This is a genomic window from Halobacillus seohaensis, from assembly GCF_042663045.1.
Classification (GTDB): Bacteria; Bacillota; Bacilli; order Bacillales; family Halobacillaceae; genus Halobacillus_A; species Halobacillus_A seohaensis.
In genome coordinates this window covers 38,203-52,037 of the sequence record NZ_JBHSZV010000022.1, presented here as the reverse complement: position 1 = coordinate 52,037, position 13,835 = coordinate 38,203, and the positions used below count along the sequence as shown (strand labels likewise).

Sequence of the window (13,835 nt, the reverse complement as noted above, 5' to 3'; positions counted from 1 at the left end):
GGACGAAGTCCGAGGAGGCTCAGCGCCCGCCCCATGGAAAGCGAACCGTTTCCCGCAGCCCCTACATTTACACAAACATCTCGAATTCAAGCACAATCTCTGATTTTGTATGCTAATTTATATGTTAAATACCGATAATCGTTGATATAACAAGGAATACTAAGAGACCAAATCATATGCGATTTGGTCTCTTCATTCGTATGTTTTTTCATGTTTTGTACTCAAAAACTGAACCCGTTATAAAAAACTAGCGACAGCTTTTCTTTTCTATTCCATTGATTCGTTTGATCCATTAATAAGGGAGCGGAAATGATCAGTTAACACAATATATAATTGATAGTAACTTGTTTCAGTCTCACTATGTATCGCCCGATGATTACGAATAACATTCATTCCTTCTTGCAAAAACACATCCCTTTTTCCTGATATGCCCATTTCATTCATAGTTCGAATAATGATCGCTTCATACATATGCCAAGAATCAAAAAATTTTTTCATTCGACTCACCCTCCTTTCTACTTAGGTCTTATTACTTATAATATATATTGAAAAATTTGTCAATATATTTATAATTTTGTCAAAGCTGTTTATGCAACCCTTCTATTTTTTATTTATGTCGAAATTTAATTGATAGTGTCTATTTTTGTTGGAATTGTCATGAAAAAGCGGGCCATGGACAGCTTACGAACCTTTTATTTAGATGAAATGACATAGCTTGCAATAAAAAAATAATCTGATTTTTGTTTATTTACTAGCAATTCTTTAAATTACCATCGATAAAACCTTGTACATCCTTTATCTTTCCGTTACAATGTCCATTACAAATAAAAAAATGTATATTTCAAGTGGACAAGGAGTGTGAACGATGAAGGAAACAATTACAGTTGGTTTATTAGGATTGGGTACCGTAGGAAGTGGTGTCATTGAAATTCTTGAAGACCACAAAGAAAGCATTCAACATAAAACAGGGTGTAACGTCACCATTAAAACGGTTCTCGTTCATAACCTATCTAAACCTCGCGAACTTAACAATCAATCAACAAAGCTGACGAATCGCTATGAGGATATTACTCAAGATCCTGAAATTGATGTCGTTGTTGAGCTCATGGGTGGAATCGATCACACTTTAAACATATTAATGGAAGCCATCGAAAATGGAAAACATATAGTAACTGCAAACAAAGATCTAGTTGCCCAGCATGGGGCGGAGCTTTTTGAGGCAAGCCATCGAAATCGCTGCGATCTATTCTATGAAGCTAGTGTTGCCGGTGGAATACCAATTATCCGGTCCATTATGGATGGATTAGCATCCGACCATATCCGCAAAATGATGGGTATTGTGAATGGGACAACAAACTATATCCTAACGAAAATGTCGAAAGAAGGCGTTGATTTCGACTCCGTCCTACAAGAAGCTCAGGATTTAGGATTTGCTGAAGCTGATCCGACTGCTGACGTAGATGGACTGGACGCAGCTCGAAAAATGACGATTCTTTCCATCTTAGGATTTTCTATGCCTTTTAACTTAGAAGATGTTGAGGTTAAAGGAATTCGTGGACTATCTCTTGACGACATTCAATATGCAAAACAATTAGGGTATTCAGTTAAACTAATTGGTGTAGCGGATCACGATGATACAGGAGCGTCTGTAAGCGTTGAGCCTACTTTACTTCCAATTGAACACCCTCTCTCTTCTGTGAACGATGAATATAATGCTGTATACGTATACGGAGATGCCGTCGGTGAAACGATGTTCTATGGTCCTGGAGCAGGAAAATTACCTACAGCAACAGCAGTTGTCTCCGACTTAATTGCAGTTGTCAAAAGTCTTCGCTTAGGAACTTCAGGTACAGCATACGTGCAACCACAGTTCCCTAAACAAGTGAAAACCAAAAAAGATCAGCTAACGAAGAAATATTTGCGTCTTCATGTCCATGATCAAACAGGAATGCTCATGGAACTTACGAAGGTTTTTGCTCAATATGGAATATCCTTCGACCAAATTATCCAACGTGAAGCTGATAAAGATGATGAACGTGAACTCATGATGATCACCCACCGAGTTAGTGAAGAGGATTTCCAAAGAGCCTATCAAGATTTGGAAAGTTTGCCTTCCATTCGTTCGGTAGATAGCGTATTCCGCGTAGAAGGGAGCAACTAAGAAAATGTGGAATGGTTTATTAGATAAATACGAGGATTTATTACCCGTCACTTCCGAAACACCGAAGTTAACATTGCACGAGGGAAATACTCCCCTCTTACCTATCCCGACCATCTCAAAAGAACTCGGTATTGATGCCTATGTAAAAATTGAAGGTGCAAACCCAACAGGATCATTCAAAGACCGCGGCATGGTACTTGCGATGGCCAAAGCAATTGAAGAAGGATCAAAAGCCGTCATTTGTGCTTCAACAGGCAACACATCCGCTTCAGCTGCAGCCTTCGCAGCACGAGCCGGTCTTCGTTGTATCGTTGTCATCCCAGATGGAAAAATCGCTGAAGGAAAACTTGCACAAGCTGTTATGTATGGTGCTGAAATTTTTTCAATCAAAGGGAATTTCGATCAAGCCTTAAAAATTGTCCGTGAAATCGCTGAGAAAGAACCCATTACACTAGTAAATTCGGTTAACCCTTATCGTATTGAAGGACAAAAAACCGCCGCATTTGAAGTATGTGACGTATTAGGAGAAGCTCCAGACTTCCTTTCCATCCCAGTAGGAAACGCAGGGAATATCACAGCTTATTGGCGCGGATTTAAAGAATATCATGAGTCTCATGGAACGACACTGCCGAAGATGATCGGATTTGAAGCCACAGGATCCGCAGCCATCGTACGCAATCAAATTATAGAGAACCCAGAAACCATCGCAACAGCCATAAGAATCGGAAATCCAGCCAGTTGGCAGCCAGCCTTACAAGCTGCAGAAGAATCCAAAGGAAGCATCAACGAAGTCACCGACGAAGACATCGTAGAAGCCTACCAATGGTTAGCACGCGCCGAGGGAGTCTTTGCCGAACCCGCATCTTGCGCCTCCCTCGCAGGAACAATCCAAAAAGTAAAAGACGGAACGATTCCAAAAGGCTCTCGCGTCGTCCACGTACTTACAGGAAATGGACTTAAAGACCCAACAACAGCCATTGAAAAAAGTTCCATCAAACCAACAATCATAGAAAACGACCTACAACAATTCGCCAAAGCCGCAGGGATCCGATCATGAATCACATAAACATCCGAGTCCCAGCCACATCCGCAAACCTTGGACCAGGATTTGACTCGGTCGGCATGGCACTAAACCAATATGTAACCTTACAATGCGAACCCGCTGAAGACTGGTCATTTATTTTACAAAAAAAAGATCAGCCTTTCATCCCGAATGATCGAACAAATCTTATTTATAAATCAGCCTTGTTCACAGCGAATCAATACGCCATCGAACATCTGCCCCCCCATCAAGTCACGATGACGAACGAGGTCCCGATCGCTCGCGGCCTCGGCAGCTCATCCACTGCAGTTGTGGGCGGCATTGAACTAGCCAACCAAATCTTAAACCTACAGCTGACAGAGCGTGAAAAACTAAGAATCGCCTGTGACATTGAAGGACACCCTGACAACGTTGCTCCAGCTATTTACGGTGGAATTACTGTATCAAGCTATGATGGCACAAATCTAGAATCTGTTCGTTTTTCTAAAGGATTAGACTCCTTAACGTGGGTCGCCGTTATTCCGGATTACCACGTAGAAACCGAAGAAGCGCGCTCGATTTTACCGACGGAATTCTCTTATAAGGATGCTGTTCATGCGAGTGGAATGGCCAATGTTCTCGTTGCTGCTTTAGCCGAACAAGATTGGGCTTTAGTGGGACGGATGATGAAAGAGGATAAATGGCATCAGCCTTATCGAAGTCATTTAATTCCCGATTTCCCGCACGTGTCCTCTGTTCTTGAGGAGCACGGTTCATTGGGTTATTACATTAGTGGTGCAGGACCTACAATGATTGGACTTTTTGAGGGGGTCAGTGAGTCTTACCTTCAAAAGCTAAAAAAACAATTACCGTCTTATCAGGTTGAAATTTTACAAGCAGATACAAGCGGTGTCGCCGCTACCAATACGGCAGCTATGAATCAGTGACGAGTTCACTGGTTCTTTTTTTTGTTCAATAACGATTCGATTCCGAGATAATGGTGTGGAGAAAGGAGCGGTCGGGATTGAGTCTCTATCGTTCCCCTTAGCCCCTTGCCTTTGTTGAGATGAACGGACCCTTCGGAGTAGTGAAAATTCATACTAATCATTGCATTGCGGCAACAGATTTATGCATTAAATTTATAGAGCATAGGTGTATAAGGACATCAAAAAAACGATTATCGTTGAGCTTGATATAACTAAGGAGCATGGTTCCGTTGCTAGAGTCAGTGAATGGGACTCTGGGGAACGATTCGCTTTCCGTGGACGAAGGGCAAGCCTCCTCGCTGCGCTGCGGGGTCTTGTCTCTTTCGTTTTTTCCACAGGAGTCTCATCGTTCCCCTTAGCCCCTTACTTTCGTTGAGATGAACGGAACCGCTACAAAATCCTGCTTTTATCGTTTATCAACGGTAATCACGCTAGAACCACCTATTCAATATTCAAGTCTGACGGAAAAGTTCGCACAATGGGTCTAGTCAACAACTACCACCGCACTTAAAGGGTGGATACAGCGATTTAATGGTGTGGCAACCAAGTATCTAATCATTTATCTTGCGTGGTTCCAAGTGCTAGAGAGCATCCATCTTCAACGAAATAAAGTGACAATGAACGATATGATACGCTTAAGTTATCTAAGTTTAGTGTATAAAGTTTATTTCTTTATTCAACTAAGCTAGCAGTATTGTTGAAGACTCGATTCCGAGATGATTGGTGTGGAGAAAGGGGCGTTGGGGAAGGAGTCGCTTTCCGTGGGCGTGCGCTGAGCCTCCTCAGGCTGGCGCCTTCCGGGGTCTCATCTAACCCGCGTATCCCACTGGAGTCTTCCCCTTCCCCACCGCCCCTTGCCGTGTATTTCTATCGGAAACGTGCTGTTCTACCGTCCCTGTTAAAGCATGAGATATCATATAAAGCTTATTGAAGCCTAATACAGACCAGGGAATATGGCCATCACACAGATCTATTGAGCCATTAGGGCATAAACCGGCAGCTAGGAGCTTATCTAGTGTGTATGCCTACCATCACTACCTCCCTTGTGAAGACCATTTCTGAATTTATAGTACAGATCAATAGTATAGGATCTATTAATGGCACAAGTAGATCATTTCAATGGCAATATTCACACAGCACCCCCGATTTTCATAAAAAGGATTCCGTTCTACTCTTCATAGTCATGAGGGAAGGGAAACCTCGAGACTCCTGCGGGAAAGGATAGACTGGCGAGACCCCGCAGAGCTTTAGGAGGCCACTGAAAAAGTCTTTACTACAATGGGACCACCTACTATATATTGACGATATCATTGACATTTACTTCTACATATTGATTGGTTTAATTTTTGTTCTCTCACCTTATCAGTTTTTCAGTGGCCTCAGCTTTAGCTCGAGGAGGCTTGCCGTCTTCCCCGCGGAAAGCGAGTGGTTTCCCTTCCACCATGCTCCGATAAAAAGCAACGGAACCGTCATTCTTTTATTGAATAATCAGAGGCTTTAAGCGATATGCAAGAAAGCACCTTCCAGCACAATTCTCACTCATAAGGAGGCCTTTTCACTTGAAGCACCACTTCTGATGTTTCCGTTCTCCTCACGAAAGCAAGAAGGTCCGGGAAATCGCGAGACTCCTGTGGGATGAACATGATCGGTGAGATCCCGCAAGGCGTAGCCTGTGGAAGCTCACCACATGCCCACGGAAAGCGAGTGATTTCCCGGACCTTCAAACGCCATCCTTGGTAACGGAAACCACCGGAATATCTAAATTTGAGCCTTTCATAATCCGGGGCTATAGTTGCACTGTTGCTATCGCTTGTACTAGCGGGTAGTTGGCTCATTCCGAGATCATGGTGGTTCGTTACCGTATAGGGATAAAATAGAGCATCACCACCCTACACAATCCTCACGTATGAACCTTCTGCTCACGTGAAGATGTTTCCGTTCTCCTTACGAAAGCAAGAAGGTCCGGGAAATTGCGAGACTCCAGTGGGATGAACATGATCAGTGAGATCCCGCAAGGCGTAGCCTGAGGAAGCTCACCTCATGCCCACGGAAAGCGAGTGATTTCCCGGACCTTCAAGCGCCATCCTTGGTAACGGAAACCACCGGAATATCTCGAATCTGTGAGACTCCTACAGAACAATCAAATTCCTAGCAAATCAACCATCCCATACCTGATAATCAAGTATTTATTAACAAAATTTAAATAATACTATAAAAGTAATAAAATTTTGTATAGAATATGAATTAGATTTCAGGTAAAGGAGCTTACAGTTTTATGGGGAAAAAGCGCAAACAATATGATTATGATCTAAACGAAGTAAAAAGACTCATTAAAGAAACGAAGAAAAACTACCGGGTAATTTCAGAAGAAACAGGTTGTCCCTACGCAAGTGTTGTTTATCATGGACGGAAGATTCGCGGCAAAGTCAACCGAAGCAAACAAGATAATAATGCCACGGAAATGAAACCAACAAACGAAGAGACACCACCTGCTACCGAAAATACAGTGGAAAGACTCCCTCTCTTTGGTGGAACAACATTAAATATTTCCAGAAATAATATCTCCATTCAGGATGCTGAACATGAAGCTGCTCGAATGATTAAAGCTGCTAAAGCACTCGGCCTTAGCAAAATCAACATTACGATTGAAAAGTAATCAAAGTACGTTCTAACTCTCAAGTTAGAACGTACTTTTTTATAGTTCTAGACGTTCTCGGAGTTTTTTCCGGGCATGCCTACCCCAATTTTTCACAGCATCTTTAGAAACCCCTTCTATAGCAGCGATTTGCTCAACAGATAAGTCATGAATAATGAAATAATAAATAAAAACCCACTTCCACTGTGGTAACGTCAACATACTTTTTATATTTGTCCATAAATAATGATCTTCTACAATATCTTCTGTTAAAAAGCTTTCCGAATGAATATACTGTTGAATAAACGATAATTGGTGATCTAAATATTTAGAGTCTTTGCGGATAAGATCAATGAGGGCATTGCGGATTTTCCAACTAATATACGTTGAAAATTTTCCAAGAGAGGGGTCATACGAGTAGTAGGCTTTCCAAAGAGCCTCTAAACCTTCTGCAAAAAATTCTCCTTCTTCATCGTTAATATGTAAATTGCGAATGTGATAATAAATCAGTCGTTCATTTTCTCTTACAATCGTTTCGAATTCGAGATCTTCATACGTCATTAGTATTAGCTCCTTATGAGGTGTTTTTTATCCTTCTAAACTAATGATCGTAAGAAGTACCCATTTTGGTGTCACCTTTTTTAATAAAAATTCAATTTTAGACAAAAAAAGTGTATAGAAAAACGAATTTTCAATAAAACGATGTAATTTTCAGAAAAATATTCCCTTTTTCGTTATTTTGAGTAATAATAGATATGCGCGCAAAATGACAATTGAATATTCAATTAGAAAAGAGACTATTGTGAATGAACAACCCTCCGCATTTGAAAGCTACGAATCTCTTATTTATTACACACTCCGTAAGCTTAACGTACCAGATCCCCACGAGGATTATATACAGGAAGCATACTTCGTGTACGACCATTGCACTAATCGATATGACCCTTCACTCGCCAAATTTTCTACTTACTTTACTCATCAGCTTCTTTATTACTACAAGTCCCTTCTTCGGAAAAACAGTCAACAACTTCGCGCTGCTTATATGACCGAACCTATCGATGATCCAATTTTCGATGTTATGACACTGCACGACATTTATGATCACTGTCATTTAACAAATATTGAAAAAATGGTTGTGACACTTTCACTTGAAGAATACACCGTTCAAGAAGTAGCGTTTCAATTAGGGATAAGCGTATCTACGGTGAAGCGAACGCGAAAATCTTTAAAGCAAAAAATCTTAAGATATCATGCTTTGTAACTAATCAAATGGTTAAAAACTTGCAGGAAGGGTAACGAGTAAGAGGGAATGGAGGAGGATGTCATCTTGTTGAACAATGATGCGAAAGGACTCATCCCTTTGACAAACATCTGGTTAGATAACATGGAAGTCACATTCAGTCATGCTTTCATTGAAAGGCAGGCGTATGAATGGATGATCGAAATCGTAAATCCTTTACCTATCCCTTTAATTGAGAATAAAGAATACGTAGCACAAATCTCTTTTGATCAATCAGACGGGATGTCTTACGAAAGCGTAGACATTCAATATTTTGATATGGAAAAAGGAGAAGAATTTACTACGTACCGATTTTTCTTCTACCCTCAAGAAGGATAACGATAATTCCTTCTTCTTCACTTCAGGATATGTTATTCTAACAGTAGTAAGATTGTCGTAATGTGAAAGGAAGATGGCCTTGTTTTATTTAGTGTTTGCATTTTTTTTCCTACTTTACATGCTGGCCGGAGTTTTTACACCGTTAGAACTTACTCCGTTAGGCATGTCTTTATCCATTGCTTTGATCATCGGTAATTTATATATGTTCGTGAAGAAAAGGAAAGAAGCAAAAAGCCACGATTCATCACCAGGAAACTGATGATGAACTCGCGGCTTTTTTGTTATGTCAAAATATTAAGTACAATTGGGATGGTCACAACACTTAATAACGTGGTAATTAATGTAATGCTTGAAACTAAGTCGGGCCTGGAATCAAATTGTACAGCATACATCGTCGTTGTTGCAGCTGACGGCATGGCCGCAGAAATAATAAGAACGTTAGCCATTAGATCACTCATAGGAAGGACAAACGTAAGCCCCCATGCAATCAAAGGAGAGCCGACAAGTCTCAGTGTCGCCGCATAACTAATTTTACTCCACTCCAAATTTTTCACCGTAATATTCGCCAATTGCATGCCTAGCAAAATCATCACGATTGGAATCGTAGCATCACCAACCAAAGTAATACTCGACATTATATTTTCCGAGATAGGAACGGACATTAGCTTGGCCAAAAGAGCTATTATAACAGCATACGTCGGCGGCATCTTCATCACCGTAGTCAGAGCTAACCGAACCCCCGCAGCTCCCTTAGCCGCATAATAAACGCCAAAGAAATTCATTACGATCTGCTGAATAACCATAAAAGATACCGAATAAACAAAACCCTGTTCCCCAAAAGCAAACAACACAATCGGAGCTCCATAATTCCCCGCATTCATAAAAGCGGTCGAAAGAATCAACCCACTTTCAATCGAAGTATGATAATTAGCTATCTTAGCCACTACCTTATTCACCAACAATATGGAAAATAATAAGATCACTGAAAAAGCAAGCATCATTAAATACTCATTATCAAATTCAGCATGGTAAAATGTATCAAAAACGAGGCATGGAAGCAATATGTAAACAACAACTGTTGATATAGACTTAACCTCAAGACGAATGAATTTTTGTACAACGAACCCCGCAAAAAATACGAGTATTACCGGTAATACAACTTGAAAAAATATCGCCATCTGCCTGGTGCCTCCCGTCAATTTTTGTGTGATTCTATTAGTCTATCAAATTTTTTGGAGGTTGCGAAGGTTTTGTTTACTTGATTTTGATGGTGTTTAGGTCTGACGTTGTTATTGTCGCTTCAATTGACCTGGTTTGCTTGGGGTATTCTGGTGGTGCTTAGGCGTGCTAATGCGCTGGGGTGGCTTATCGACGATGTATATGGTCCAGACGATTAAAAGGCACCTTCCTAAGAAAGGTGCCTTTATTTGGCATTTATGGCAGTTTACTTTTTATCATATAAAAACACCCTCAATATATCAAAAATCTATAAAATGGTGTATGTTGAAGGTCTTTTGATTATGAAGTTTGTTAAAGTAAAGCCCCATATTACGGAATGTTCAACTTCGAGACATTCCGGTGGTTTCCGTTACAAAGGATGGCGTTAGAAGGTCCGGGAAATCACTCGCTTTCCGTGGGCATGAGGTGAGTTTCTTCAGGCTACGCCTTGCGGGATCTCACCGATCATGTTCATCCCACAGGAGTCTTGCGATTTCCCGGACCTTCTTGCTTTCGTGAGAGAACGGAAACATTGAATAAGCTGCTTCACGTGAGCAGAACGCCTCATGCGTGAGCAACATGTTGGATTAGTCTTTATTCTATAGCATAGGTAAGACGTATTGTCCTATGTCGGGGGGGTCGTTCATTTTCATGTCGAATGGGGTGGCTTTGAAACGACGAGACTCCCGCGGGAGAAGGAGGTAGGCGAGACCCCACAGGGAGTGACAACGACCGAGGAGGCTTGCCGGGTCCCCCGCAGGAAAGCGAGTTGTTTCAAATCCACCCCTCCCCTTATACGGTAACGAACCCCCATGATCTGGAATTGAGTCGAATACTTTTAGGAAGATAGCCATACATAAAACTTCCATATGATTAAAATGAAGATAACGTAACCAAAACCTGAATACAGATGATTCCAATCATTCGAATGTGTGAAAACGCTAAAGAGTTCAGAAAAATGTTCGAGTATAGGAAGGAAAAAAAAGAAACATATAAGAATAAAGCCCCGATATAACAAGGTTGGAAGTTGTTTAAATAAATATATAATGACAGTGGTTAGAACTGGTAAGACGAAAAGCGTAAATAAAATATTTATAGAAAATATCATTGGAAAAGGTCGATCAGGAAAAGAATAAAAGCCATTTCCAACCATCAACAAGTCCAAGTAAGTGCCAATCAGCGAAGAAAATATCAAAGTACATATTAAAGCTTTAAAATTAATTTTCTTCTTATAAGATGGTTTCTTTGGCAAGGATTGCAAGTTCAAGTCTCTCCAACGTTTCACAGTATTCATCAAGAATATCCCCATCCACTTTTTGAGTGTCTTTTTCTAGATAACTTACGACATTCCATTTTGAATACCAATCTCCTTTTTCCGCTTCTTCATGCTCTACATTCTTCCAGGCATATTTTAGTTTCGGACTGTATATTCGGTGGGAACCAGGCTTTAAACGACAATTTTTTGTTCGCCGTTTAAAGACTTTTCCAGGTGTAGATTCATTGATGTCATTAAATAACTGTGGCCAATAATCTCTTCTGGATCCGGTGTGAGGATGTTGGGAAGCCCATTTGAAAAAATCAGGGGAGTTTTCACCTTCAAAAAGGACCTTGTATAATCTTATTCCTAGTAAAATACGATCATGTAAGGAGGCAAAGTGGTGAATAGTTTGACCGATGATCTTTATTTCCTTCCCATTTGTGTAGGGAAATAAAATTTGATTCAAACTTAAAAAATCTTGCAGTTTGAATTCTAATGTATCTATTACCGTGTTTTGGTAATGTGGATTTTGAATGACTCTTTTTTCTAAGTAGCTTTGTTCATTAATTACAAGTGCTATTGACAAAAGATATTCATCTCCATGTTCCCAAAAGTGATTCCATATTATTTCCATAAACATAGAAACTCCGATTACTGGTAAAAGATGAAATAAATTGTTTTTTCGTTTTATACTTTCTTGATATAGCAACAATTGAGGATAAACATCCTGAAAGATCAGCCAATTACCTCGTTCTAAAAAGGTAAAGAAGTTATTTTGTTCTTCGACTGATAATAATTTAGATAATAAGTCTCCTTTTAGATCTGTCATATTCCATCCACCATTTCTAGATACCATATGTCCTAAAAATGCCCAATGAATTTCTGGAAATTGTTTAAAGTAGTCTAAATAACATCGAGTTCTTGTGGTATTATTTATGTTTTTTTTGGTTGTTTTATTTTTTATATGGTGAACGATTTCTTGTTCTTCTGCACTTAAATCTGTCTCAGTTATAGGAGGAGGATAGAAATTTATTAAATCTTTTTTTATTTCTTTTACACTTGGTGAGAGTTTGTTATGGAAGAACAACTTCCTTTTAATACAACTAATTCCCATCTATTCACCTTCTAATATGATTCAATATGTGTATATGGTGTTTATTCTTTGCGGGTTTTGGCTGCATGTTTATTAGAAAAACGTTATAGAGTAGTTATCTAGAAGATTCATTTCCGAGATCATGGGGTTCGTTACCGTATAAGGGGTAGGGCTGGCTTTGAAACAACTCGCTTTCCTGCGGGGGAACTGGCAAGCCTCCTCGGTCGTTGTCACTCCCTGTGGGGTCTCGCCTACCTCCTTCTCCCGCGGGAGTCTCGCTGTTTCAAAGCCACCCCATTCGACATGGAAATGAACAAACCCCCGGCATAGGAAAATGCGTCTTACCTATGCTATAGAATAAAGCTTCACTTCACCCAACACGATGCTCACGCATGAGACGTTCTGCTCACTTTAAGCAGCTAATCCGAAACTTCCGTTCTCCTCATGAAAGCAAGAAGGTCCGGGAAATTGCGAGACTCCACCTTTAAAAGCGGAGGCGCCTTGGTCAGCGGCGTATGGACTGGACTGAGCTGTCGGAGATAAAGGAAACACGAAGAACATCGTGATTCGATGTTGACTTATCGTACAGAAGCGAGGGAAGTCTCGCTAGGCGCTGGAGCTGGATAACGCCCGATAGGATTGATGAACTAGATTTAGCTTTCGTCCTTATAAGGCGTAAGAGCTGGGATGAACATGATCGGTGAGATCCCGCAAGGCGTAGCCTGAGGAAGCTCACCTCATGCCCACGGAAAGCGAGTGATTTCCCGGACCTTCAAGTGCCATCCTTTGTAACGGAAACCACCGGAATGTCTCGAAAATGAGTCTTCCATAATCTGATCCTTTACTTTAACAAACTTCATAATCAAAAAAACTTCAACATACTACCATTTCATACATGAATTAAATGCCAAATACATATATATGTAGATTTACATCTATTCACCGTTCATTGTTATATTGGTTTTTTTCGAATAAATAAAGTAAATCTATAACATTACGCCATAGAAGGGCTGATTGTGTATGAGGAATGGTGTCGAAACATAAATAAAATCGTCTAATTGAATGTTTGCAAGAGAAGCAATCAAAGGACGGTACTTGGCGATATTGTTTTGAAGGCAGTCCAATGACAGATGCATATATGATTATTCTATTAAGGTCCCTTGTGATAAATGACGAGGAATTGATATGGAAATTAGTAAAACGTATTCAGTCAAAACAAATTGAAAATGGTACATGATGGAATTGGCAAAACAATTTAAAAACAACTTAAGTTAGTGAATTCCATTGAAATGCAATTTTCGGACAAGGTGCATGAACGGGAATACTTCTGTGGGAATTAAACAGAATAAGACCCTCAGTGCACCCACGAGAAGCGGACCGTCCTTCCTCTATCTTTACTAACGGAACCATTCTTTTTTTACAACTCTTTATTACACAATACTGCCTTTCAGAAGCTATGCGGATGACAAGATGTTATGTTCTCTTGTAAAAAAATAAAAGGCAAATTGAAACCATAAATAGCACTTGTCATCTATAAACATTGTTAAATCAAAAGATCAGCGGCCAATTTATAAGCCGCTGATCTTTTGATTTAAAGTTTTTTACTCTTAAACCGCTCCCATTAATCTAAAAACAAATAAGGCAAATAACCACTCAAATCATTAATTACCACCATATAGTAAAGGAGAGGGAAAATCAGCCCTCGTATAAATTTATAAGGAGTTGAGAATATGTCATACGGTTATGGTGGAGGATTTGCTCTGATCGTTGTGTTGTTTATTTTGTTAATTATTATTGGAGCTTCATACGGCGGGTATGGTGGATACGGCTATTAATTCTTAATTT

14 protein-coding genes and 1 pseudogene are annotated in these 13,835 nt (G+C 40.1%); 10 read left to right on the top strand and 5 right to left on the bottom strand.

What is annotated here, in order from left to right:
* Positions 1 to 267: 267 nt before the first annotated feature.
* Positions 268 to 498 carry a hypothetical protein gene (locus ACFQIC_RS09395; RefSeq protein WP_204708932.1) on the bottom strand — a complete coding sequence of 77 codons (231 nt, stop codon included), beginning with the start codon at positions 496 to 498 and terminating at the stop codon, positions 268 to 270.
* A 367-nt stretch (positions 499 to 865) separates the two neighbouring features.
* On the opposite strand from ACFQIC_RS09395, the gene ACFQIC_RS09390 reads away from it, so the two are divergent.
* The 5 genes and pseudogenes from ACFQIC_RS09390 to ACFQIC_RS09370 all read left to right on the top strand — a co-directional run bounded on the left by ACFQIC_RS09390 (position 866) and on the right by ACFQIC_RS09370 (position 6,824).
* A complete protein-coding gene (locus ACFQIC_RS09390) occupies positions 866 to 2,161 on the top strand; it encodes a homoserine dehydrogenase (RefSeq protein ID WP_204708933.1) in 1,296 nt (431 codons plus the stop codon).
* A 4-nt stretch (positions 2,162 to 2,165) separates the two neighbouring features.
* Positions 2,166 to 3,218: a threonine synthase gene (gene thrC, locus ACFQIC_RS09385; protein ID WP_204708934.1), complete on the top strand. Its 1,053-nt coding sequence runs from the start codon at positions 2,166 to 2,168 to the stop codon at positions 3,216 to 3,218.
* Positions 3,215 to 4,129: a homoserine kinase gene (gene thrB, locus ACFQIC_RS09380; protein ID WP_204708935.1), complete on the top strand. Its 915-nt coding sequence runs from the start codon at positions 3,215 to 3,217 to the stop codon at positions 4,127 to 4,129. The genes thrC and thrB overlap by 4 nt, the downstream gene beginning before the upstream one ends.
* Positions 4,130 to 4,619: 490 nt before the next feature.
* A pseudogene (locus ACFQIC_RS09375) lies at positions 4,620 to 4,857 on the top strand (IS1595 family transposase); the annotation flags it as partial.
* Between the two features lie 1,586 nt (positions 4,858 to 6,443).
* Positions 6,444 to 6,824, top strand: coding sequence for a hypothetical protein (locus ACFQIC_RS09370; protein WP_204708936.1), 381 nt, complete (start codon positions 6,444 to 6,446; stop codon positions 6,822 to 6,824).
* A 39-nt stretch (positions 6,825 to 6,863) separates the two neighbouring features.
* Here ACFQIC_RS09370 and ACFQIC_RS09365 read toward each other — a convergent pair whose 3' ends face one another.
* Positions 6,864 to 7,364 (bottom strand): sigma-70 family RNA polymerase sigma factor, encoded by a 501-nt coding sequence (locus ACFQIC_RS09365; protein ID WP_204708937.1) that lies wholly within the window; start codon positions 7,362 to 7,364, stop codon positions 6,864 to 6,866.
* A gap of 178 nt (positions 7,365 to 7,542) precedes the next feature.
* Between ACFQIC_RS09365 and ACFQIC_RS09360 the strand changes: the two genes are divergently transcribed.
* The 3 genes from ACFQIC_RS09360 to ACFQIC_RS09350 all read left to right on the top strand — a co-directional run bounded on the left by ACFQIC_RS09360 (position 7,543) and on the right by ACFQIC_RS09350 (position 8,680).
* Entirely contained in the window at positions 7,543 to 8,064 is a 522-nt protein-coding gene (locus ACFQIC_RS09360) for a sigma-70 family RNA polymerase sigma factor (RefSeq protein ID WP_390217056.1), read from the top strand.
* A 66-nt stretch (positions 8,065 to 8,130) separates the two neighbouring features.
* Positions 8,131 to 8,421, top strand: a complete 291-nt coding sequence (locus tag ACFQIC_RS09355) for a hypothetical protein (protein ID WP_390217055.1) — start codon at positions 8,131 to 8,133, stop codon at positions 8,419 to 8,421.
* A 91-nt stretch (positions 8,422 to 8,512) separates the two neighbouring features.
* Positions 8,513 to 8,680, top strand: a complete 168-nt coding sequence (locus tag ACFQIC_RS09350) for a hypothetical protein (RefSeq protein WP_390217054.1) — start codon at positions 8,513 to 8,515, stop codon at positions 8,678 to 8,680.
* Between the two features lie 22 nt (positions 8,681 to 8,702).
* On the opposite strand, the gene ACFQIC_RS09345 is transcribed toward ACFQIC_RS09350, so the two are convergent.
* The 3 genes from ACFQIC_RS09345 to ACFQIC_RS09335 form a co-directional block, all read right to left on the bottom strand.
* A complete protein-coding gene (locus ACFQIC_RS09345) occupies positions 8,703 to 9,599 on the bottom strand; it encodes an AEC family transporter (RefSeq protein ID WP_204708941.1) in 897 nt (298 codons plus the stop codon).
* Positions 9,600 to 10,477: 878 nt separating this feature from the next.
* Positions 10,478 to 10,933, bottom strand: coding sequence for a CBO0543 family protein (locus tag ACFQIC_RS09340; RefSeq protein ID WP_390217053.1), 456 nt, complete (start codon positions 10,931 to 10,933; stop codon positions 10,478 to 10,480).
* Complete coding sequence (locus ACFQIC_RS09335) at positions 10,869 to 12,011, bottom strand: DUF2515 domain-containing protein (RefSeq protein ID WP_204708942.1); 1,143 nt, start codon at positions 12,009 to 12,011, stop codon at positions 10,869 to 10,871. Before ACFQIC_RS09335 ends, ACFQIC_RS09340 begins: the two co-directional genes overlap by 65 nt.
* Positions 12,012 to 13,056: 1,045 nt before the next feature.
* Here ACFQIC_RS09335 and ACFQIC_RS09330 point away from each other — a divergent pair.
* A complete protein-coding gene (locus ACFQIC_RS09330; protein ID WP_390217052.1) occupies positions 13,057 to 13,227 on the top strand; it encodes a hypothetical protein in 171 nt (56 codons plus the stop codon).
* Positions 13,228 to 13,720: 493 nt separating this feature from the next.
* Positions 13,721 to 13,825 carry a YjcZ family sporulation protein gene (locus ACFQIC_RS09325; RefSeq protein WP_204708943.1) on the top strand — a complete coding sequence of 35 codons (105 nt, stop codon included), beginning with the start codon at positions 13,721 to 13,723 and terminating at the stop codon, positions 13,823 to 13,825.
* The last annotated feature ends 10 nt before the right edge of the window (positions 13,826 to 13,835 follow it).